Genomic DNA, 21051 nt, shown 5'->3' with positions numbered 1-21051 from the left:
GCCCCGACGGGTCAGCGCTCGTCGAGCTCGGCGAGGACCTCGTCGGTGTGCTGGCCGAGGCCGGGCACGCGGGCCTCGCGCTTGATCATCCCGGAGAAGGTGATGGGGCCGTTGACCGAGCGCAGGGCGCCGCCGTCGACGTCGATGAACCCGTCGTTGGCGAGCAGCTGCGGGTCCTCCACCACCTGGGCCGGGGTGTGCGCCGGCGCCCACCACACGCCCTCGCGATCGAACACCTCGGCCCACTCGGCGAACGGGCGGGTGGCGATGATCTCGTCGAGCAGGGCGATGACCTCGGTGCGGTTGCGGCGGACGGCTCCGGCGCTGGCGAAGCGCTCGTCGTCGGCCAGCTCGGGCCGGCCGAGGGCGCGCAGCACCGCGGGGAGGTGGCGCGCCGCCTCGAGCCCCGTGAAGAAGAACCACTGGTCGTCGCTCGTCTTGTACGGGTTCATGAGGGGTGCCTGGTTGCGGTGGCGCGGCTCGGCCTTGGCCACCTTGCCGAGCGTGGTCTGCAGGCCGAGGTCCCAGCCGAGCACGAACGTGCCGGTGCGCAGCAGCGACGCCTCGACCACCCGGCCCTTGCCGGTGTGGCGCTGCTCCATCACCGCGGCGAGCACGCCGGAGAGGGCGGCCAGCCCGGTGATGTGGTCGCCGATCCCGCCGCGGGCGTTGAGCGGGTTGCCGTCGGCATCGGCCATCTGCATGGCCAGGCCGGAGCGGGCCCAGAAGGCACCGATGTCGTAGGTGGGCCGGTTCCGCTCCGGGCCGTGGAGGCCGTACCCGCTGACGCTGCAGTAGACGAGGTGCGGGTGGCGCTCGACGGTGGCCTCGGGCTCCAGGCCCAGCGCGTCGAGGGCGTCGGGCCGCAGGTTGCTGATGAACACGTCGGCGCCGGCGAGCAGGTCCTCGAACCGCTGGCGCGAGTCGGGGTCGCGCAGGTCGAGCACCACGCTGCGCTTGCCGCGGTTGTCGAGGGCGAAGGCCGGGTTGGGCATCTCGTCGCCGATGCCGAGCGAGCCGAACACGTTGCGCATCGGGTCGCCGGTGGGGGCCTCGACCTTGATGACGTCGGCCCCCCAGTCGGCGAGGAGGGCCGCGGTGGACGGTGCCGCCACCCACACGCCCAGCTCGATGACGCGGAGGTCGGCGAACGACGACAGGCCGGGCGCCTCGGCGGCGGTCATCCCTGGACCCAGGCGCGCAGGGTGTCCTTGACGACCTTGCCGGTGGCGTTGACCGGGAGCTCGTCGACGATCTGCACGGCGCGGGGCGCCTTGTAGTTGGCCATCTGCTCGCGGCTCCAGGTCACCAGGTCGGGGCCGGTGAGCGCCGAGTCGGGGGCGAGCACCACGAACGCCATCCCCACCTCGCCCATCCGGGCATCGGGGATCCCGATGACCGCGGCCTGGCGGATGTCGGGGTGGCGGAGCAGGTGGTTCTCGATCTCGGCCGGGTAGGCGTTGAAGCCGCCGACGATGAACATGTCCTTGGAGCGCCCGACGATGCGGAGGTTGCCGGCCGCGTCGACGGTGCCGAGGTCGCCGGTGCTGAGCCAGCCGTCGGGCGCCAGGGCCTCGGCGGTGGCGCCCGGGTCGTCGAGGTAGTGCGACATGACGCTGCCGCCGCGCAGGAGCACCTCGCCGGGCTCGCCGGCCGGGACGTCGGCGCCCTCGCCGTCGACGATGCGCAGCTCGAAGCCGGGCCGGGGCCGGCCGACCGTGGTGGCGATGGTCTCGAAGTCGTCACCCGGGGAGGTGGCCGCAGCCGTCCCGCCCTCGGTGAGGCCGTAGCCGGTGATGATCACCGAGAACGGGAGCTCGTCGTGGATCCGGCGGATCAGCTCGACGGGGATGTCGGCGGCGCCGGTGACCGCCACCCGGAGGGTGGACAGGTCGTGGTGGGCCCGGTCGGGGTGGTCGAGGATCGACTGGTACAGCGTGGGGGCGCCGGGGAACACGGTGACGCGCTCCTCGGCCACGCGGGCCAGGGCCCGGTCGGCATCGAAGACGGCCTCGGGGAGCATGGTGGCGGCCGCGGCGACCGACGCCAGGATCCCGGCCTTCAGGCCGAACATGTGGAAGTACGGGTTGACCATCAGGTAGCGGTCGCCCGCCTCGAGGCCGGTCATCGCCACCCAGTCGGTGGCCACCCGCAGGGTCCGGCCATGGGTCTGGACGACCCCCTTCGGCGCACCGGTGGTGCCAGAGGTGAAGAGGATGTCGGACGGGTCGTCGGGACCCAAGGCGGCGCTGCGCCGCGCCACCTCGGCGCGGCCGTCGTCGGTGGCCCGGGCGGCGAAGGCGGCCCACGACTCGGTGCCGGGACGGTCGGGGCCGCGGGCCACCACCACCGTGGCCAGGTCGGGCAGCGCGGCGCGGTGCTCGGCGAGCAGCTCGAGGTAGTCGACGCCGAGGAAGTCGGTGACGGTGATCAGGGCCTTGGCGCCGCTGCGCCGCAGGATCTCGGCCGCCTCGACGCCCTTGAACCGCGTGTTCACCGGCACCAGCACGGCGCCGGCGCGGAAGATCCCGAGCGCGGCCACGATCCACTCGACGCTGTTGAACGCCCAGATCGACACCCGGTCGCCGGGCTCGATGCCGAGGTCGACCAGGCCGGCACCGAACGCGTCGGCCGCTGCGAGCAGCTCGGCGTAGGTCAGCGAGATCTCGCCGTCGACGACCGCGAGGAGGTCGCCGGAGCGCGCCCCTCGTTCCGCCAGCAGCGCCGCGATGCTGGCGGGGGCACCCTCGGTGGCGTCGGTCATCGCAGGACTTCGTCCTTCACGTTCATCAGGCGGGCGAGGTTGCCGCCCATGATCTTGCGGATCGTCTCGTCGGGCAGGCCGGCGAGCTCGTCGACGTAGCTCGGCGGGTGGGCCAGGCCCTCGGGGTGCGGGTAGTCCGACCCGAACAGGACGTGGTCGACGCCGATCAGCTCGGCCAGCTCGCCCAGGTCCTCCTCCCAGAACGGGGAGATGTAGATGTTGCGCTTGAACACCTCGACCGGGTTCTCCGAGAAGTCCTGCGGCATCTTCTTGTAGACGTCGGCCAGGTTCTTGAGCAGGGGCTCGACCCAGCTGCTGCCGTTCTCGATGACGGCGACCTTGAGCTCGGGGAACCGGCTCAGCGCACCGTGGCAGATCAGGGCGGACACCGCGTCCTCGATCGGCCGCCAGGCCGAGAGCATGCGGAACGCCTGGGGCTGGAACGGCAGCATCTCGGTGCCGCTGCCCATCCAGTCGTTCGAGTAGCGCTCGTAGCCGCTGTCCGACGAGTGCATCGTGACCAAGATGTCGTGCTCCACCACCTTGGCCCAGAAGGGGTCGAACTCGGGGAGGCCGAAGGACCGGGGCCCGCGGTAGCCCGGCACCGGCGCCGGCCGGATCAGCACGGCCTTGGCGCCGCGCTCGATCACCCACTCCAGCTCCTCGATCGCCTTGTCGACGATGGGGAGGGTGATGATCGGCGTGGTGAAGATGCGGCCGTCGTGGTCGAAGCCCCAGGTCTCGTGGATCCACTCGTTGAGCGCGTGGATGACGGCGTGCATCATCTCGGGGTCGTCGCGCATGCGCTCCTCGACCAGGCTGGCGAGGGTGGGGAACATGAGGGCGCGGTCGAGGCCCTGCTCGTCCATGAGCTTGATGCGGTCCTCGGGGTTGCGGAAGGCGGGGAGGGCCCGCATCGGCTCGCCGAAGATCTCGCGGCGGCTCAGGCCGTCGGGGTTGCCCTTGCGGAAGTAGTCCTCCTGGGCGCCGGGGCGGGCGACCACCTCGAAGGTGGGGTTGGGGATGTAGTCGCTGATCTGGCCCCGCACGACGATCTTCTTGCGCCCCCGGACCTCGACGTACTCGATGGCGCGCTGGTACCGGGCGGGCAGGAACTTCGTCAGCGCCTCCTCGGTCTCGTACAGGTGGTTGTCGGCGTCGAACACCGGGCAGGCGAGCTCGTAGGCGGTCATCGTTGGTCTCCTCATCCGAATGAGAATTCCATTATTGGTCCAGGAGAGTCTCGATTGCAACGCCGGTCCCGGGCCGAGAACGTGCCTCTTGGAATTGTGTAACCTCCGTCTCATCGCGGGCACAGGGGCTCGGCCTGAGGAGGCGACGTGGAAGCGCACAACCGTCTGTTCGTCGGGGGCACGTGGCAGGACCCGACCACCGACGGCGTGATCGACGTGGTCTCGCCCCGCACCGGCGAGGTCTTCGCCACCGCCGCCGCCGCGGGACCCGCCGACGTCGACCGCGCCGTCGCCGCGGCGCGCGCCGCCCACGACACCGGCGACTGGCCGCGGCTCCCCGCCGCCGAGCGGGTCGATGCGGTGCGCCGCCTGGCCGCCGCCTACAGCGAGCGCCGCCGGGAGATGGCGGCGCTGATCACCGCCGAGATGGGCTCGCCCATCTCGTTCTCCAAGTTCGCCCAGGCCACCTTGCCCATGGTGCTGATGACCACGTTCGCCGACATCGCCGAGGGCTACCCGTGGGAGTCCACCCGGCCCGGCGCCTACGGCCAGGACATCCTCGTGCGCAAGGAGCCCACGGGCGTGGTGGCCGCCATCGTCCCGTGGAACATGCCCCAGTTCCTGATCGCCGGGAAGCTCGCCCCTGCCCTGCTCGCCGGCTGCTCCATCGTGATCAAGCCCGCGGCCGAGACCCCGCTCGACGCCCTGCTGCTCGCCGAGGTGATCGACTCGATCGGCCTCCCGCCCGGCGTCGTCAGCATCCTCCCCGGCGGCCGCGAGGTCGGCGAGGCGCTCGTCGCCCACCCCGGTGTCGACAAGGTGGCCTTCACCGGCTCCACCGCGGCCGGGCGCCTGGTGGCGGCGCAGTGCGGCCGCGACCTCAAGCGCGTCAGCCTCGAGCTGGGCGGGAAGTCGGCGGCGATCGTGCTCGACGACGCCGACCCGGCCGCCGCCGCCGAGGGCGTGAAGGTGGCCGGCCTCATGAACAGCGGCCAGGCCTGCGTGGCCCAGACCCGCGTGCTGGTGCCCGCCGCCCGGCAGGACGAGTTCGTCGACGCCCTGGCCGCCATGGTCGAGGCGCTCGTCGTGGGCGATCCCGAGGACAAGGCCACCGAGATCGGGCCGCTCGTCACCCGGCGCCAGCAGGAGCGGGTCCGGGGATACATCGACGGCGGCGTCGCCGAAGGAGCACGGCTGGTGGTGGGCGGCAGCGGCCGGCCCGACGGCCTCGACCACGGCTGGTACATCCGCCCCACGCTCTTCGCCGACGTGGCCAACACCATGGCCATCGCACGCGAGGAGATCTTCGGCCCGGTGCTGTCGGTCGTCCCGTACCAGGACACCGACGACGCCATCCGCTTGGCCAACGAGTCCGACTACGGGCTCTCCGGCTCGGTGTGGACCGCCGACGCCGGGCGGGGGCTCGAGGTGGCCCGCCGCATCCGCACCGGATCGTTCGGGATCAACGAGCCCTACAGCATGGATCCGGCCGCTCCCTTCGGCGGGATGAAGGCCAGCGGCATCGGCCGCGAGCTCGGCTCCGAGGGGCTCGACGGCTACCTCGAGGCCAAGGCCATCTCCGGCGCCCCCTCCACCTGACCCTCCCCCACGATCCGAACGGATCGGAACGGAACCGACATGAGCACCCCCACCGAACCCACCCGGACCCCGCGCCGGGTCGTCATCGTCGGCGCGTCGAGCGGGCTCGGCCGCTGCGTCGCCGCCGGCCTGGGCGCCAAGGGCGACCGGCTCGCCCTCCTCGCCCGCCGCAAGGACCGGCTGGACGAGGCCGCGGCCGAAGCCGGCCCCGACGCCGCCTCGATCGCCTGCGACGTCACCGACACCGACTCGGTGAACGCGGCGATCGACGAGGCGGCCACCACCCTCGGCGGCATCGACGCCCTCGTGTACGCCAGCGGCATCGGCCACCTCCAGAAGATGGCCGACGTCAGCGCCGAGACGTGGGCCCAGCAGTTCGCCACCAACGTGACCGGGGCCGCCATCACCACGGCCGCCGCCCTCCCCCACCTGGAGGAGTCGTCGGGCGTGGCGCTGTACTTCACCTCGGTGAGCGCCTCGATGACCGAACCGTGGCCCGGGCTCGGCTCCTATGCGGTGAGCAAGGCCGCCCTCGACAAGATGGTCGAGGCCTGGCGCGCCGAGCACCCGCACCTGGGCTTCACCCGCGTCATCATCGGCGACTGCGGCGGCGGCGAGGGCGGGGCCGCCGTCGAGTTCAACGCCGGCTGGGACCGCGACGTGGCCATGGAGGTGGTGCCCGGCTGGGTCGAGCGCCAGCTCATCATCGGTGCGCTCATGGATGTGGACGAGCTGGTCACCGCGGTCGACACGGTGATCACCCTCGGCGGCACCGCCACCATCCCGTCGGTCGCCGTCATGCCCCGCCGCCCCCGGCCCGAGTAGCGGGCTGCCGCGCCGGCCTCAGCTGCGGGGCGGCGTGGCGCGGATCATGCTGTCCTGGACGAACGACGCGACCAGGGCGCCGTCCTGGAACACGTGGGCCCGGCCGTAGGCGCGGCCGTGGCCGGCGTAGGGGCTCTCGTGCTCGAGCAGCATCCACTGGTCGGCCCGGCTCGGCTCGTGGAACGTGAGCGTGTGGCCGACCACGCCGGTGGTGAGCGTGACGTGGGCCTGGGCCTGGCCGACGCCGTCGTGCGGGCGCATGGCGGTGCCGATGAGGAAGCCGTCGGTGGCGAACGCGAGCAGGGCCTGACCGGTGGCGGCATCGGTGGGGGCGCCCACGAAGCGGGTCCAGACGTCGAGCTCGGCGGGACCGACCGCGTCGGGGTCGTTGATGTCGACGCCGTCGACGGTGCGCACCTCCCAGGCCCCGGGCAGGTGGGCCCCCTCGGCCGCATCGGCAGGGGCCGAGGTGACGGTGGGCTCGACGGCGTGGCGGATGAGGTCGGGCTCGTCGGCCGACAGCAGCACGAGCGCCCGGGTGCAGACCCGGTCGCCCTGGCTGATGGTCACGGTGCTGCTCGCGAAGCTGCGGCCGCTGTGGAGCGGCTCGACGGTGATCTCGATGGGCACGCTGGTATCGCCGCCGCGGGCGAAGATGATCTGGACCGTCTTGACGGTCTTGCCCTCCTGGCCGGCGAGGGCGGCGATGATCGTCTGGGCCATGAGCTGGCCGCCGAACACCGGGCCGCCGTGGCCGAACGAGACGTTGGGGGCGGTGAAGGTGCCCGGACCGGTGGGCTGGAGCTGGAGGGCGGCCACGTAGTCGTCGATGGAGGTGCTCACGGGGTGTCCTGTCGAAATATGAGAACGGGGTTTCCGTTGGATGGTAGTCTCGTTCGATGCGGGACCACGGATTCCACCCCGTCCCGGTCAAGCGCATCGTGCAGGAGACCGGAGACACCCGGTCGTTCGTGCTCGACGTGCCCCCCGATCTCCGCGGCGCCTTCGCCTACCTCCCCGGGCAGTTCTGCACGTTCCGGGTGCACCTGGGCGACGACGAGGTGCTGCGCTGCTACTCGATGTCGAGCGCCCCGGAGACCGACGACGACCTGACCGTCACGGTCAAGCGGGTGCCGGGGGGCCTGGTGTCGAACTGGCTGCACGACCACGTGGCCGAGGGCGATGTGCTCGAGGTCACCCGGCCCGCCGGCGTGTTCTGCCCCCGCCCCGACGACCGCCCGGTGGTGGCCTACTGCGGCGGCAGCGGCATCACGCCGGTCATGTCGATCCTGCGCAGCACCCTCGCCGCCACCGACCGGCGGGTGCGGGTGCTCTACGCCAACCGCGACGAGCGCTCGGTCATCTTCGACCACGAGCTGGCCGCCCTCCAGGCCGCCCACGGCGACCGCCTCGAGGTCCGGCACCACCTCGACAGCTCGGGCGGCTACCTCGACGCCGCCGCGGTGCTCGACTTCGCCGGCACCGACCTGGGGGGCGACCACTACATCTGCGGCCCGGGCCCGTTCATGGACCTGGTGGAGGCCACGCTCCTGGGCGTGGGCATCGAGCAGGACCGGATCGCCATCGAGCGCTTCGTGGTGGCCGACGATCTCCCCCCGCTGGAGGCCGCCCCGGCCCCGAGCGAGCCCGAGGAGATCACCCTCATCATCAAGGGCAAGCGCACCACGCTCCCCCATCGGGTGGGCGACACGGTGCTCGGCACCGCCCGGCGCGGCGGGGTGGTGACGCCCTACTCGTGCGAGGCCGGCAACTGCGCCACGTGCATGGCGCTCGTGCTCGACGGCGCCGTCACCATGCGGGCCAACAACGCGCTGACCCCCGAGGAGCTCGACGAGGGCTGGGTCCTCACCTGCCAGGCCGAGCCCACCACCGCCTCGGTGACCATCGAGTTCGAGGCGATGTAGGCCCGACCGGCAGGGTCAGGTGTTGCGGCCGCCGTTGACGCCGATGACCTGGCCGGTGATGTAGCCGGAGCGCTCGTCCACCAGGAACGAGCAGGCGTTGGCGATGTCGTCGGGCGTGCCGATGCGGCGGACGGGGGTGCGGGTCTCGTGGTCCTCGACCTTGCCTCCCAGCAGGCCCTTGCTCTCGGAGTCGCGCAGCATCGGCGTGTCGATGAAGCCGGGGGGGATGGTGTTGACGGTGATCCCCTTGGGCCCGAACTCGAGGGCGAGCGCCTTGGTCAGCCCGATGAGCCCGGCCTTCGACGACACGTAGTGGGTCATGAAGGGCTGGCCGCCCTGGGCGCTCGACGACGAGATGTTGACGATGCGGCCCCAACCGGCCTCGATCATGTCGGGGAGCACGGCCTGGCACAGGTAGAAGGGCCCGTTCAGGTTGATGGCCATGATCCGGTCCCACGTCTCGTCGGTGATCGACAGGAACTTGTCGAACCCCTGGAGGCCGGCGTTGTTGACCAGCACCAGCGGCGGGCCCAGCTCGGTGCGCACGCGCTCGATGGCGGCGTTGACCAGGGCGCGGTCGGACACGTCGACGTCGCCGAACGCGGCGGCCGCGTGGCCCTCGGCGTGCAGCTCCTCGGCCACGGCCTCGGCCGCGGCGGCGTTGAGGTCGACGATCGCCACGGTGAGCCCGTCGGCGGCCAGGCGCCGGGCGATGGCGCGGCCGATGCCCGACCCTCCGCCCGTGACGACGGCGACTCGCGGCTCGTGCTGATCGGTCATGTCTTCTCCTGTTTGTGGTTCGGGCTCGTCGGCGTTCAGATGACGCCGTCGGCGCGGAGCGCGGCGATCTGCTCGGTGGTGCGGTGCAGCAGCTCGCCGAGCACATCGTCGGTGTGGGCCCCGAGCTCGGCACCGAGGAACCGGATCTCGCCGGGGGTCTCGGACAGGGCCGGGATGGTGCCGGGCACCTTGAGCGGCCCGATGCGCGACGGCACCTCGACGATGGTCTCGCGGTGGAGGTACTGCGGGTCCTCGAAGATGTCGGCGATCGAGTTGAGGCGGCCGGCGGGCACCTGGTGGGTGCGGCAGGCGGCGAGCGCCTCGTCGCAGGTCACCGAGCCCACCCACGCGCCCACCGCCGCGTTGACCTCGTCGCGCGCGGCCAGGCGGCGGGCCTTGGGGCCCCACTGGTCGTCGTCGGCCAGCTCGGGGCGGCCCATGACGCCGGCGAGGCGGCGGAACATCTCGTCGTTGGTGCAGGCGATGGCCAACCAGGTGCCGTCGCGGCACTCGTAGTGGCTGTGGGGCAGCACGTTGACCGTGTCGGCGCCCATGCGCTCGCGGACGGTGCCGAACTGCTGGTACGCCGGTGCCAGCTCGTCGAGCATCCGGAAGATGGGCTCGAACAGCGTGAGGTCGACCACCTGGCCCTCGCCCGTGGTCTCGCGCGCCCGCAGCGCGAGCAGGGTGCCGACCACGCCGTAGAGGCCGGTGACGTAGTCGGCCAGCGACGTGGACCCGGGGGTGACGGGCGGACCGTCGGGCTCGCCGGCCAGGTACGCCAGGCCGGAGAAGGCGTGGGCGATGCGGGCGAACCCGGGCTGATCGCTGTTGGGCCCCGTCTGGCCGTAGGCCGACACCCGCACCACGACGGTCCGCGGGTTCAGGGCCTTGATGGCATCGGGGCCGAACCCCCACCGCTCCATCACGCCGGGCCGGAAGTTCTCGATGACGACGTCGGCGCCCTCGATGAGCTCGGCGAGCAGCTCGCGCCCCTGCGGCTGCTGCAGGTCGAGCGTGACCGAGCGCTTGTTGCGGCCCTCGCTGAGCCACACGAGCGTGTCGCCGCACTCGGTCTCGGTGCCGAAGCGGCGGGTCAGGTCGCCCGTGCCGGGCCGCTCGACCTTGATCACGTCGGCGCCGAACTCGCCCAGGACGGTGGCGCAGAACGGGCCCGCGATGTAGTTCCCCAAGTCGAGGACGCGGATCCCGTCGAGGGCTTGCATGAACTGAGAACATAGATCATCTCAACTGGAAATGCTGCATGCGCGTTCTGATAGCGTCGTTATCGAGGAGGTTCGGACCGCATGGACTTCGTATTCGATGATGACCAGCTCGCGCTGCAGACCGCCGTGGCCGATGTGCTCGCCAAGGAGTGCACCTCGGCGTACCTCCGGTCGGTGATGGAGGGCGCCGAAGACCCCGCCGGGCTGTGGTCCACGCTCGTCGGGCTCGACTGGCCGGCGCTGGCCATCGCCGAGCACGACGGTGGCGTGGGCATGTCGTTCCTCGACCTGGCCATCGTCCTGGAGCAGCTCGGCTACGTCGCCGACCCCACCCCGTTCCTCGCCACCACCACGCAGTTCGCCCCGCTCGTCACCGCCTGCGGCTCCCCCGAGCAGCGCCAGCGGTTCCTCGGGGCCATCGCCGCCGACGGCCGGCCGGGCACCGCCGTCCTCGCCTCCGCGGTCACCGCCCAGCGCACCGATGCCGGTTGGGAGCTCCACGGCACGGCCCGGTTCGTGGTCGACGGCCACCGCGCCACCGAGATCGCCGTCGTCGCCGAGTCCGCCGAGGGGCCGGTCGCGCTGGTCGTGCCCGCCGACGCCGTCGAGGCCACCCGGCTCCCCTCCTTCGACAAGGCCCTCCCCGTGAGCGACGTGTGCTTCGACGGCGCCGTGGTCGGGACCGACCGCCACCTCGCGGCGGGCGCCACCGCCGCCGGCGCGGCCGCCGCGCTCGACCAGGCCGTCACCGGTCTGGCGCTGGTCTCGGTGGGCGCCTGCCAGCGGGCGCTCGACCTGGTCATCGAGTACGTGTCGGGCCGCGAGCAGTTCGGGGTGCCGATCGGCTCGTTCCAGGCGGTGAAGCACAAGGTGGTCGACATGTACGTCGCCATCGAGCGGGCCCGGGCCCTGGCCTTCTTCGCCGCCCTGACCATCACCGAGGACGACCCCCGCCGCACCCTCGCCGCCTCGATGGCGAAGGCCGCGGCCGGCGACGCCCAGCGGCTCGTGTTCCAGGGCGCCATCCAGCTCTACGGCGGGATCGGCTTCACGTGGGAGAACGACGTGCACCTGTACGTGCGCCGGGCCAAGGGCACCGAGCTGCTCTTCGGCGGCGCAGCCGAGCACCGGGCCCGGGTGGGCCGCCTGCTGCTCGATGACCCACGACGATCCACGGAGGTGCTGACCGGTGCAGCTGACGTTTGACGAGGGCACGGAAGCCTTCCGCCAGGAGTTCAACGACTGGCTCGATGCCAACGTCCCCGCCGAGGAGGAGGCCACCGTGCGCCCCCGCTCGAGCGCGGACTCGCCGCCGTGGGCGCGCGCCTGGCAGCGCAAGATGTTCGACGCCGGCTGGCTCGTCCCCGGCAACAAGCCCGAGCACGGCGGCCGCAACGCCACGCTGATCGAGCAGTTCATCTGCCACCAGGTGAAGTCCGACCGGGGCATCTACACCAGCTTCAACCCGCAGGGCCTCGGCATCATCACGCCGTCGATCCTGTCGTTCGGCACCCCGGAGCAGATCGAGCGCTGGGCCATCCCGATCCTGAAGGGCGAGCTCACCGCGGCGCTCGGCATGAGCGAGCCCAACGCCGGCTCCGACCTCGCCGGGCTGCGCACCAAGGCGGTGCGCGACGGCGACTCGTTCGTGGTCAACGGCCAGAAGGTGTGGACCTCCGGTGCCCACCACGCCGACGTGATCCTCGCGTTCGTGCGCACCGACCCCGACGCCCCCAAGCACAAGGGCATCAGCACCCTCATCATCCCGACCGACCTGCCGGGCCTCACCCGCCGCCCGTTCGGCTCGGTGATCTCGCCCGAGGACCAGGACTTCAACGAGGTCTTCTTCGACGACGTGCACGTCCCCGCCGAGAACCTCCTCGGGCCGCTGCACGGCGGATGGGGGGTGGCCAACGGGTCGCTCGGCCACGAGCGGGCGATGCTCTGGCTCGACTACTCCGCCCGCCTCGACGACCACCTCGACGCCTTCCGGGCCAAGGCCCAGCCGCTGGGCCTGGCCGACGATCCGCTGGCCGTCGACGACTACGCCCGCGCCATCATCGACGCCCAGGCCCTCCGCCTGCTCGGCTACCAGACGCTGGCCAAGACCCGGCGGGGCATGTCGCCCAAGGAGCAGTCGATCCTGAAGCTGCTCGGCTCCGAGGCCGGCCAGCAGGCGCAGCTCGACGCCGTCGAGTGGCTGGGCCCGCTCGCCCTCGACGACGAGACCCCGAGCCGCCCCTACAACCACCTCCAGCTCGAGTCGCACGACGCCAGCTGGTTCGAGCGCTACCTGCGCAGCTTCGCGGGCACCATCGCCGGCGGCACCTCGGAGATCCAGCGCAACATCATCGCCGAGCGCGTGCTCGGCCTGCCCCGCTCCTGAGCCGGAGCTAGAGCTCGCCCTTCAGCGACGCCAGGAACTCGCGGGTGCGCAGCGACGAGGCGAGGCGCTCGTCGCGGTCCTTGCCGATCGGCACGACGCGCAGCGACACGTCGGTGGTGCCGGCGCTCGCGAACGACCGGAGGCGGGCCTCGATGCTCGCCTCGCTGCCCGCCGCCATGATGTCGCCCACCGAGGTGGCATCGCCCAGGTCGAGCAGCTTCTGGTAGTTCGGCGACACCTCGGCCTCCGACAGCAGGGTGTTGGCCCGGGCGATGGCCGTGTCGATCTCGTCGTCGGCGCACAGGCACACGGGCACGCCCGCCACGATGCGCGGCGCGGGCCGGCCGGCGGCCTCGGCCGCCGCGCTGATCCGGGGCGCGACGTGGCTGCCGATGGCGCGCTCGTCGGCCAGCCACAAGATGGTGCCGTCGGTCCGCTCGCCCGCGAGGCGCAGCATCTGCGGGCCCAGCGCCGCGATCAGGACCGGGTTGGGTGCGAGATCGGTGATGTCGAGCGGGTTGTGCACCTGGTAGCGCTCGTTGGTCACGTCGACCGGCCCGGGGCCGCCGAGCGCGGCGGCGAGCACCTCGAGGTAGTCGCGCAGGTGCGGAGCCAGGTGCTCGTAGGGGAGGCCGAGCATCTCGGTGATCACCCAGTGGTGCGAGACGCCGAGGCCGAGCGCCAGGCGCCCGCCGCACACCGCCTGCGTGGACAGCGCCTGCTGGGCCATGGCGATGGGGTGGCGCGACTGGATGGGCACGACGGCGGTGCCGATCTCGATGCGCGTGGTGGCCTGGCCGACGATGGCGGCGGCGGTGAGGGCGTCGAAGTCGTCGGGGATCTGCGGGATCCACACCGACGCGAAGCCCGACTCCTCGGCCAGGCGGGCGTCGGCCAGGAGCCGCTCGACCTTGGTGCCGTAGCGGCCTCGCTCCGGCCCCAGCATCACGCCGATCCGCATGCGGACCACCTTCCGTCAACCTCGGAGAGAACGTCCCTCTTCCATGAGTATAACGGGGATTCCGGTCTAGAGGTCGAGCTCCACGATCGGGCGCACGAGCGGGTTGACGTTGACCTCGCGCAGCGCCGGCGCCAGCTCCTCGTGGGTCCGCCCGGCGAGGAACCCGTCGATCGTGCGCTCCATGTTGGAGAGGTGGCCCTCGGCCCTCTCGGACAGGCGCATGTACTCGAAGCCCCGGTTGTGGAGGCCGAGCTGCTGGCGGGGCAGGTTGGAGAAGTCCTGCGCCGGGATGGGCGGCCACCGCTCGTCGTCGCACTCCCACACCTCGGGCGGTGTCGGCTTCGGCCGGTCGGCGCCCTCGGGGAACCGGGTCAGCGACCAGATCTCCATGAGCGTCTCCTCGGGCCCCAGGGGCCGGAACCGGTACGACGACGCGCTGCTGTACATCGGGAGCACGAAGTAGTGCGGGAAGCAGTAGCCCATCGGCTCGTTCTTCCCGGTGCGGTCGAGCTCGTTGAGGTCGGGGATGGGGTGGCCCTCGGCGCGGTGCGCGGCCACCACCGCGTCGTTGAGGGTGCGGTTCCAGATCGCCGCCGCCTCGTCGGCATCGGCGGGCAGGTCGATGTCGCGCAGGCCCTCGGCCACCTTCACGTCGGAGGCGTGGACCATGCCGGCCATGCCGTCGCTCATCGTGCGGAGGTACTGGATCTCGGCGTCGACGAACGCCCGCGGGTCGAACGTGGCGCCCTGCGCGCCGTACCGCATGCCGGGGATGACCAGCTGCGGATGCGATTGGACGACGTGGTACTGCTCCTGGAACGCCTGCTCGGCCAGCTTCCAGTTCACCGGGAGCCGGCAGGCGTACCACCACTCGGTGCGCAGCGTCTCCACGTCCCACGCGTCGAGGATGGTGGCGGCCGGCTCGATCGACTCGCGCAGCGGCGGGGCGGCGTCGTCGAGGTTGATCCAGGCGCAGGCACCCCAGCGCTCGCAGCGGACCGGGCGCAGGTCGGTGTCGCCGGCTTCGAGGTTGTGGAGGTCGAACGACTTGCGCATCGGGATGCGGGTGTTGGCGCCGTCGCGGCCGTAGCACCAGCCGTGGAACGAGCACGTGAACTGCTGCTCGCAGACCCCCGGCCCCTCGACCAGGCGCACGCCGCGGTGGCGGCAGGTGTTCTCGAACGCCCGCACCTCGCCGTCGTCGCCCCGCAGCACGATGACCGACTGGTCGAGGATCTCGTAGGTGACGTAGTCGCCGGGCTGGGGGATCTCCTCGAGCCGACAGGCCATCTGCCACGTGCGTGACCACAGCTGCTCGGCCTCGAGGGCGAAGAAGTCCGGGTCGTAGTAGCGCTGCTTCGGTGCCCGGTCCGGGACCTCGATCGCAAACGGAACCTTCTGCGCCACCACGTGCTCCTCTGTTCGTCGCCGACTAGGTTTAGACCAACCGGTCGGTACAAGCAACGGCACCGACCCTGGCGAAGGGGACCGAGCATGGCCGCATCCACGTACGCCGAGGTGGCGGAGGGCGTGAAGGCGACGATCGCCCGCTACACCCACGCCCTCGACGACGGGCGCACCGACGACGTGGTGGACACCTACTGCCCCGACGGGGTGTTCGACCTGCCCGGCACCGGCACGTTCGAGGGCCACGACGCCCTGCGCGCCGCCTACGCCAAGTGGGCGCCGCGGGTCCCCCAGCGCCACCTCATCTCCAACACGCTCGTCTCCGAGTGGGACGACCACCAGGCCACCGCCACCAGCGACGTGGTCCTCCTGATCCAGATCGACTCGGCGTGGAAGGTGCAGTTCGTGGCCCGCTACACCGACGTGCTCCACCACGACGACGACGGCGGGTGGATGTTCCACCGCCGCACGGTCGCCTGAGGCACGCGTGCAGTCCGACCTGAGCTGGGTGTCGGTGCTCGAGCACCACGCCCTCCGCACGCCGAGCGCGCCCATCGCCACCTTCGAGGGCCGCACCGTCACCTACGGCGAGATGGTCACGTGGTCCGGGGCCGTGGCCGCCGGCCTGGCCGCCCGGGGCGTCGGTGCCGGCGATGTGGTGGGCCTGCTCTCGTACAACAACGTCGAGTTCCTCACCACGATCTTCGCCGCCAACCACCTCGGTGCCGTGGCCATGCCGATCAACTGGCGCCTGGCGGCCGAGGAGGTGCGCTTCATCCTCGACCACTCCCAGGCCAAGGCCCTGGTGTGCGACGAGGCGCTCGTCTCCCTCGCGGCCGACGCGATCGGGCGCCTCGGCGGGCCCGGGCTCGTCCAGGTCTGCGTCACCGAGCAGCACCCCGAAGGGTGGGAGCGCTTCGCAGAGATCGGGACCGGCGACCCGGCGGTCGAGCGGGTGGCGGTCGAGGGTGACGACACCCACCGGCTCATGTACACGTCGGGCACCACGGGCCGTCCCAAGGGCGTGATGCTCACCCACGCCAACCTGGCGTGGAAGAACCACGCCCACGTGGCCGAGCTGGGCTTCACCAGCGCCGACGTGGGCCTGGCGTGCGGGCCGCTGTACCACGTGGGTGCGCTCGACCTGGTCACCACGTCGATGATCTCGGTCGGCGCCACCACCATCGTCCACCGCGCGTTCGACGCCGCCGCGGTGGTCGACGAGATCGAGGGCTCGCAGGTCACCGTGGTCTGGGCGGCACCGGCGATGCTCCGAGCGATCCTCGACGTCCCCGGCGTCGAGGCCCGCGACCTGTCGTCGGTGAAGGTGATCATCGCCGGGGGCGAGAAGCTGCCGATCCCCACCATCGACCGGCTGCGCGCCACGTTCCCCTCGGCCTGGCTCGCCGACGCCTACGGGCTCACCGAGACGGTCTCGGGCGACACCTTCCTCGATCGGGACAGCACCATCACCAAGCTCGGCAGCGTCGGGCGGCCGTGCCAGTACCTCGACCTGCAGATCTGGGACGAGCAGGGCACGCCCCTGCCCGCCGGCGAGCGGGGCGAGGTGGTGCTGCGCGGCCCCAAGGTGTTCAAGGGCTACTGGCGCGACCCGGTGGCCACCGAGCGGGCGTTCGCCGGCGGCTGGTTCCACACCGGCGACATCGGCGTGGTCGACGACGACGGCTTCGTGTTCATCGTCGACCGGCTCAAGGACATGATCGTGTCGGGCGGCGAGAACATCGCCAGCTCCGAGGTCGAGCGGGTCATCTACGAGCACGCATCCGTGGTGGAGGCCGCCGTGGTGGGCCGGCCCGACGAGCGGTGGGGCGAGGTGCCGATCGCCTACGTGGTGGTCGACGCCGACTCGCCCACCACGCCCGATGAGCTGATCGAGCACTGCCGCGGCCAGCTGGCCAAGTTCAAGGTCCCCCGCGACGTCGTGCTGATCGAGGCCCTGCCGCGCAACCCGTCGGGCAAGGTCCTCAAGCGGGAGCTCCGGGAGCACCCAGGTGGGACATGAACGTGGCCGACCAGGCCATGAGGTCCGTCGGGACGGTGTAGCCGTCCTCGTCGTTGATCGCCGCCCAGTGCTCGGCGACGTCCTCCACCGACGGCTCGGGCCCGTCGGCCACGTAGCCCGGCGTCGACCCGATGAAGATCCGCGAGAAGCGCCCCGCACCCGCGGCGTAGACCTCGCCGGTGACGGGGCAGTCCTCGTGGGCGAGGAACGCGACCATCGGCGCCGCCAGGCCGGGAGCCATGGCGGGCGTCTCCTCGGCCTCCGGGCCCGCCATGCGCGTGACCGCCGCCGGGGCGATCAGGTTGGCCTTGATGCCCTTGCGGGCACCGGCCACCGCCAGGCTCCGCGTCATCCCGATCACGCCGCCCTTGGCGGTGGCGTACGAGAGGTTGGCGGGCAGGCCGAACAGGCCGGCCGACGTGGTGTTCACGATCCGGCCGTAGCCCTGCTCCACCAGGTGCGGCCACGCCGCCTTGATGGTGTTGAAGGTGCCGGCCACGTGCACGGCGAGGTGCCGCTCGAGGTTGTCGAGGTCGGCGGCCGGGAGCCCCGCCCAGCGGATGATGCCGGCGTTGTTCACCACGATGTGGATGCCGCCGAACGCCTCCACCGCCGCGGCCACCAGCGCTTCGGCCCCCGCCGTGGTGGAGACGTCGCTGGTGTCGGCGACGGCCGTGCCGCCGGCGGCCACGATCTCCGCCGCCACCGCCGCGGCAGGACCGGTGTCGTCGCCGTCGCCGTCGACCGACGCGCCGAGATCGTTGACCACCACGCTGGCGCCGCGGGCACCGAGCAGCAGGGCGTGGGCGCGGCCGATGCCGCGCCCGGCACCGGTGACGATCGCCGTGCGGCCATCGAAGCGAAGCGGGTCCATCAGTGAGCTCCTCCGAACGAGACGTGGCCGCGGCCCGTGTACCGTCGCACCCGATGCCCAGGACGCCGGCGAGCGACGAACCGAGTCGCAGCGAGAAGTGGCAGGCCCGTGTCGACGCCATCGTCGACACGTCGGCCGAGGTGTTCGCGAAGAACGGCTACCACGCCACCGGCATCGTGGAGCTGTGCGAGGTCAACGGGCTGGGCAAGGGCGCGTTCTACCACTACATCGGGTCGAAGGAGGAGCTGCTCGCCGCCATCCACGACCGGGTGATGGACCAGGTGCTGGCGGGCGGCGACCGCGCGGTGGCCGCCGGCGGCACGCCGTCGGAGCAGCTCGGCCTGCTCGGCGACGAGCTCCTCGACGTGATCTTCCGCTACCCCGATCACGTGTGGGTGTTCCTCCACGAGTTCCCCGCCCTCACCGGCGAGCGCGCCGACCGCTTCCGGGTGCGCCGCCGCACCTACGAGCGCCAGGTGGAGTCGGTGCTGCAGGCCGGCATCGACAGCGGCGACTTCCGCGCCATCGATCCCCGGCTCACCGCCCTCGCGTGGCTCGGCATGCACAACTACACCTACCTGTGGCTCAAGGTCGACGGCCGGCTCGACGCCCACGACGTGGCCAAGCCGTTCGGCGACATCTTCCTGCGCGGCATCCAGGGCTAGCTACGCCGGCACGGGGGCGAACCCCAGCAGGTTGCCGAGCGTGCCGCCCAAGATCGCCTTGCGCTCGTCGTCGGGGACGCCGGCGAACTGCTGGGCGTTGAGCTCCTGGCTGCCGCGGAACGTGCCCTCGGCGTGCGGGTAGTCGTTGCCCCACACGAGCGTCGACAGCCCGGTGATGTGGCGGCAGGCGATTGCGACCGGGTCGTCCTGGAACTGGACGTGGAACTGGCGCTGGACGTACTCGCTCGGCTTGAGGGCGTAGGGCCACTTCTCGTTGAGCCGGAAGAGCTGGGCCATGTCGGGCTGGTCGTCCATGGGCCGGGTGTCGTCCCACTTGCCCAGCCACCAGTCGGCGTCCTGGCCGATGCCGGTGACCCAGCACTTGTCCATGCCGCCGACGAGCGACGCCAGCCAGTGGGCGTTGAACTCGATCAGCGAGAAGTGGAGGTCGGGGTAGCGCTCGGCGACGCCGCCGCCGATCAGCTGGCAGATGAGCTGCGACGGGGCGAGCGTGCTGTAGACGGCCTGCGTGACCATGCGCTTGGCCGCGGCCCGCTCGGTCATCGGCTGGTTCACCTGGGCGGCGTTCTCCAGCACCACCTTGAGCGTGGTGGCCTCGGTGTCGTTGACGCTCACGCCGCCGGTCTGGGTGTGGAAGAACGGCTGGAGCCCGGTGGCCGAGAGCGCGTCCCACACCGGATCGAGGTCTCGCGTGTAGTAGCTGCGCGGCGGCGTGGCGGGGAGCAGGACCGTGCGGAAGCCGGCGTCGGCCACCCGCTCGATCTCGGTGACGGCATCGCCCACATCGGACAGCGGGATGGGCGCCGTGGGGCAGATGCGGTCGAAGTAGGGCGAGAACCGTTCGTGGACGTAGTCGTTGTAGACGCGGGCGTGGGCGATCGACAGCTCGTGGTCGTCGGAGTAGAGCCCGAACAGCGAGAGGTTGGGGTGCATCACCTGGACGTCGACGCCATCGGACGCCATGTCCTCGAGGATCAGCTCGGGGTCGCCCTCGGGCGTGCGGCCGCTGGTCTGGCGGTAGCGGGAGATGGTCCAGCCCTCGTACCCGGCGGTGTGCAGCCGCCGGAAGTGGGTGGCGCCGCCCTCGACGAACGGCTCGATCTCGAAGTCCTCCTCCCACACCGCCCGGTCGCGCAGGTGCTTCGGCAGGCGGGTCTTGAACAGGTCGACGGGCTCCAGCAGGTGCCCGTCGGCGGAGACGACGAAGTCCTGGGTGGTCATGGCATCAGCTCCGGAAACAGTCTTCTCGCGGGACGCGAACTTGATTAGACGCTAGACCAACCGGTCGGTACACCGCAACGGATAGGGTCTTCTCCCGACAGCCAGGGGGCAACGATGACGAAGCGATGGCAGCAGCGGCCGGACGGCTCCACCTGGGGCGACTTCGGCGACGACGACGAGCTCGGGCGCATCAACCTGATGACCACCGAGAAGGTCCTCCAGGGCGTGCAGGAGGTGCAGGCCGGCCGCACCTTCTGCCTCAGCCTCCCGCTCGACTTCCCCGGCGGCAACGCGCTGAACCAGCGCCGCCACCCGCCGGTGGTGGCGCCCACCGAGGACATGGATGGCAACGCCGGCACCTTCTACAACGTCCACATGAGCGAGATGCCCGACTTCGGCGACCCCAAGTACGTCGACGTGTGGGCCGACGACGTGGTCACCCTCTCCCTCCAGTACTCCACGCAGTGGGACTCGCTGGCGCACGTGGGCGCCGAGTTCGACGCCGACGGCGACGGCGTCGAGGAGGCCGTCTACTACAACGGCTACCGCGCCGGCACCGACCTCGTCGGCCCCCACGACGACGCCGCCGGCGACGGCACCGGGCAGCGAGCCTTCGCCCGCCACCTCGGCCTGGAGCACATGGCGTTCCACGGCGTCCAGGGCCGCGGCGTCCTCGTCGACCTGGCCCACCACCTCGGCCACGACTGGAAGGCCGTCGACCTCGACACCCTCCAGGCGATCATGAAGGCCGACGACGTGGTGGTCGAGCCGGGCGACGTGCTGCTGCTCCACACCGGCTTCGCCACCGAGCTCCTGGCGATGGACCGCAACCCCGATCCCCGCAAGATCTTCACGACGTGCTCGTACCTCGACGCCCACGACGACGCGCTCCTCGACTGGATCGCCGAATCGCAGATCGCCGGGCTGGTGGCCGACAACTACTCGGTCGAAGGCCTCCTCGGGAAGGACCGCGATCCGAGCCGCCACTCGTTCCTGCCGATCCACCACCTGTGCCTGTTCAAGCTGGGCGTCCCGCTGGGCGAGCTGTGGTACCTCGACGAGCTGGCCACCTGGCTCCGCGAGCACAAGCGCAGCCGCTTCCTGCTCACCGCGCCCCCGCTCCGCCTCCCCGGCATCGTCGGATCCCCCGTCACCCCCATCGCCACCGTCTGACCCGAACC

The 21051-nt window shown here is 71.6% G+C and carries 19 protein-coding genes; 9 read left to right on the top strand and 10 right to left on the bottom strand.

The window, feature by feature from the left end:
* Window positions 1-11: 11 nt before the first annotated feature.
* The 3 genes from ACPPVX_RS15430 to ACPPVX_RS15420 are packed head-to-tail and all read right to left on the bottom strand — an operon-like array spanning window position 12 to window position 3957.
* The gene (locus ACPPVX_RS15430) at window positions 12-1184 is read right to left on the bottom strand and encodes a CaiB/BaiF CoA transferase family protein (protein WP_426571457.1); all 1173 of its coding nucleotides are present in this window, start codon (window positions 1182-1184) and stop codon (window positions 12-14) included.
* Window positions 1181-2764: a FadD3 family acyl-CoA ligase gene (locus ACPPVX_RS15425; protein ID WP_426571456.1), complete on the bottom strand. Its 1584-nt coding sequence runs from the start codon at window positions 2762-2764 to the stop codon at window positions 1181-1183. Before ACPPVX_RS15425 ends, ACPPVX_RS15430 begins: the two co-directional genes overlap by 4 nt.
* Window positions 2761-3957 carry an amidohydrolase family protein gene (locus tag ACPPVX_RS15420; RefSeq protein WP_426571455.1) on the bottom strand — a complete coding sequence of 399 codons (1197 nt, stop codon included), beginning with the start codon at window positions 3955-3957 and terminating at the stop codon, window positions 2761-2763. The genes ACPPVX_RS15425 and ACPPVX_RS15420 overlap by 4 nt, the downstream gene beginning before the upstream one ends.
* A gap of 147 nt (window positions 3958-4104) precedes the next feature.
* On the opposite strand from ACPPVX_RS15420, the gene ACPPVX_RS15415 reads away from it, so the two are divergent.
* Both ACPPVX_RS15415 and ACPPVX_RS15410 read left to right on the top strand, forming a co-directional pair.
* A complete protein-coding gene (locus ACPPVX_RS15415; protein WP_426571454.1) occupies window positions 4105-5556 on the top strand; it encodes an aldehyde dehydrogenase in 1452 nt (483 codons plus the stop codon).
* Window positions 5557-5595: 39 nt separating this feature from the next.
* Window positions 5596-6381 (top strand): SDR family NAD(P)-dependent oxidoreductase, encoded by a 786-nt coding sequence (locus ACPPVX_RS15410; protein WP_426571453.1) that lies wholly within the window; start codon window positions 5596-5598, stop codon window positions 6379-6381.
* A gap of 18 nt (window positions 6382-6399) precedes the next feature.
* On the opposite strand, the gene ACPPVX_RS15405 is transcribed toward ACPPVX_RS15410, so the two are convergent.
* On the bottom strand, window positions 6400-7224 hold the full coding sequence (locus ACPPVX_RS15405) for an acyl-CoA thioesterase (RefSeq protein ID WP_426571452.1): 825 nt from the start codon (window positions 7222-7224) through the stop codon (window positions 6400-6402).
* A 56-nt stretch (window positions 7225-7280) separates the two neighbouring features.
* On the opposite strand from ACPPVX_RS15405, the gene ACPPVX_RS15400 reads away from it, so the two are divergent.
* The gene (locus ACPPVX_RS15400) at window positions 7281-8306 is read left to right on the top strand and encodes a 2Fe-2S iron-sulfur cluster-binding protein (protein WP_426571451.1); all 1026 of its coding nucleotides are present in this window, start codon (window positions 7281-7283) and stop codon (window positions 8304-8306) included.
* A 15-nt stretch (window positions 8307-8321) separates the two neighbouring features.
* On the opposite strand, the gene ACPPVX_RS15395 is transcribed toward ACPPVX_RS15400, so the two are convergent.
* Together ACPPVX_RS15395 and ACPPVX_RS15390 are read right to left on the bottom strand one after the other, a co-directional pair.
* Complete coding sequence (locus tag ACPPVX_RS15395) at window positions 8322-9086, bottom strand: SDR family NAD(P)-dependent oxidoreductase (protein ID WP_426571450.1); 765 nt, start codon at window positions 9084-9086, stop codon at window positions 8322-8324.
* A gap of 35 nt (window positions 9087-9121) precedes the next feature.
* Window positions 9122-10312 (bottom strand): CaiB/BaiF CoA transferase family protein, encoded by a 1191-nt coding sequence (locus tag ACPPVX_RS15390; protein ID WP_426571449.1) that lies wholly within the window; start codon window positions 10310-10312, stop codon window positions 9122-9124.
* Window positions 10313-10393: 81 nt separating this feature from the next.
* On the opposite strand from ACPPVX_RS15390, the gene ACPPVX_RS15385 reads away from it, so the two are divergent.
* Window positions 10394-11518, top strand: coding sequence for an acyl-CoA dehydrogenase family protein (locus ACPPVX_RS15385; RefSeq protein WP_426571448.1), 1125 nt, complete (start codon window positions 10394-10396; stop codon window positions 11516-11518).
* On the top strand, window positions 11502-12698 hold the full coding sequence (locus ACPPVX_RS15380; RefSeq protein WP_426571447.1) for an acyl-CoA dehydrogenase family protein: 1197 nt from the start codon (window positions 11502-11504) through the stop codon (window positions 12696-12698). The genes ACPPVX_RS15385 and ACPPVX_RS15380 overlap by 17 nt, the downstream gene beginning before the upstream one ends.
* A 7-nt stretch (window positions 12699-12705) precedes the next feature.
* Here the strand turns inward: ACPPVX_RS15380 and ACPPVX_RS15375 are convergent, their stop codons facing one another.
* Window positions 12706-13659 (bottom strand): TIGR03564 family F420-dependent LLM class oxidoreductase, encoded by a 954-nt coding sequence (locus tag ACPPVX_RS15375; protein ID WP_426571446.1) that lies wholly within the window; start codon window positions 13657-13659, stop codon window positions 12706-12708.
* Window positions 13660-13725: 66 nt separating this feature from the next.
* Window positions 13726-15069: an aromatic ring-hydroxylating oxygenase subunit alpha gene (locus ACPPVX_RS15370; RefSeq protein WP_426571445.1), complete on the bottom strand. Its 1344-nt coding sequence runs from the start codon at window positions 15067-15069 to the stop codon at window positions 13726-13728.
* Window positions 15070-15153: 84 nt separating this feature from the next.
* On the opposite strand from ACPPVX_RS15370, the gene ACPPVX_RS15365 reads away from it, so the two are divergent.
* Together ACPPVX_RS15365 and ACPPVX_RS15360 are read left to right on the top strand one after the other, a co-directional pair.
* On the top strand, window positions 15154-15546 hold the full coding sequence (locus tag ACPPVX_RS15365) for a nuclear transport factor 2 family protein (RefSeq protein ID WP_426571444.1): 393 nt from the start codon (window positions 15154-15156) through the stop codon (window positions 15544-15546).
* A gap of 7 nt (window positions 15547-15553) precedes the next feature.
* Window positions 15554-17089: an acyl-CoA synthetase gene (locus tag ACPPVX_RS15360; protein ID WP_426571443.1), complete on the top strand. Its 1536-nt coding sequence runs from the start codon at window positions 15554-15556 to the stop codon at window positions 17087-17089.
* Here the strand turns inward: ACPPVX_RS15360 and ACPPVX_RS15355 are convergent.
* The gene (locus ACPPVX_RS15355; RefSeq protein ID WP_426571442.1) at window positions 17052-17963 is read right to left on the bottom strand and encodes an SDR family NAD(P)-dependent oxidoreductase; all 912 of its coding nucleotides are present in this window, start codon (window positions 17961-17963) and stop codon (window positions 17052-17054) included. The two genes, ACPPVX_RS15360 and ACPPVX_RS15355, sit on opposite strands and share 38 nt — an antisense overlap.
* A 53-nt stretch (window positions 17964-18016) precedes the next feature.
* Here ACPPVX_RS15355 and ACPPVX_RS15350 point away from each other — a divergent pair, with 53 nt between their 5' ends.
* Entirely contained in the window at window positions 18017-18628 is a 612-nt protein-coding gene (locus ACPPVX_RS15350) for a TetR/AcrR family transcriptional regulator (protein WP_426571441.1), read from the top strand.
* On the opposite strand, the gene ACPPVX_RS15345 is transcribed toward ACPPVX_RS15350, so the two are convergent.
* Window positions 18629-19870, bottom strand: coding sequence for an amidohydrolase family protein (locus tag ACPPVX_RS15345; RefSeq protein WP_426571440.1), 1242 nt, complete (start codon window positions 19868-19870; stop codon window positions 18629-18631).
* Between the two features lie 114 nt (window positions 19871-19984).
* Here ACPPVX_RS15345 and ACPPVX_RS15340 point away from each other — a divergent pair, with 114 nt between their 5' ends.
* On the top strand, window positions 19985-21043 hold the full coding sequence (locus tag ACPPVX_RS15340) for a cyclase family protein (protein WP_426571439.1): 1059 nt from the start codon (window positions 19985-19987) through the stop codon (window positions 21041-21043).
* Window positions 21044-21051: the final 8 nt, after the last annotated feature.

Source organism: Aquihabitans sp. McL0605 (assembly GCF_049993875.1).
GTDB lineage: Bacteria > Actinomycetota > Acidimicrobiia > Acidimicrobiales > Iamiaceae > Aquihabitans.
The sequence above is the reverse complement of the archived record's forward strand: the minus strand, read 5'-3'. Positions and strand labels throughout refer to the sequence as shown.